Below are 619 nucleotides of genomic sequence, written 5' to 3' on the forward strand. Positions count from 1 at the left end.
TCCGGGACGGTGCGGCGGCAGCCGGTGAGGCCGAAGACGATCTGGTCGTCGCTGCTGGTGCACGTGATGTTGAGTGCCTGCCCGGTGGTGGGGATGGACAGCGGGTAGAGGGATTCGAGTCGGGCCCCGTTCCAGTACAACGGGGTTCGGGGACCGGCGACGTTGGAGATGACGACGTTGAACGGCGGCCGCAGCGGACCTCGCCGGCCGAGGAACATCTCGACTCCTAGCGGGGCGGCGCCGAGGGCGCTCATCGCGAGAACCTGGGCGGGACTCATCGCCTGGAGGGCGGCCTTGCCCGCGTTCATGCAGTTGCGCACGGTCTCGAGGCGGTGCGCGGGGTCGGGGAGGTGGGTGGCCAGGTTGCACATGAGCACGCCAACCCGATTGCCGCCGGCCCCGGTATTCGGCGCGCGGAGGGAGACGGGGACCATCGCGATCAGGGGGTTGTCCGGCAACGCGTCGCGGGTGTGCAGGTAGGCCCGGAGGGTGCCCGCGCACATCGTCAGCACGATGTCGTTGATGGTGGCGTCGGCGTGCTTGGCCAGCAGGCGGATCCGTTCGAGGGGGAAGGACCGGGCGGCGACGTGCCGGGCTCCGCTGATCGGCACGTTGAACA

The 619-nt window shown here is 70.0% G+C and carries 1 protein-coding gene; it reads right to left on the reverse strand.

Going from position 1 to position 619, the window contains the following annotated elements; translation table 11 throughout:
- Positions 1-619, reverse strand: a 619-nt coding sequence (locus tag G9373_RS45560) for a WS/DGAT domain-containing protein (protein ID WP_167121398.1), incomplete at both ends; no start/stop codon positions are given.

Origin of the sequence: Rhodococcus sp. A14 (assembly GCF_011603105.1) — a bacterium.
GTDB lineage: Bacteria > Actinomycetota > Actinomycetes > Mycobacteriales > Mycobacteriaceae > Rhodococcus_F > Rhodococcus_F opacus.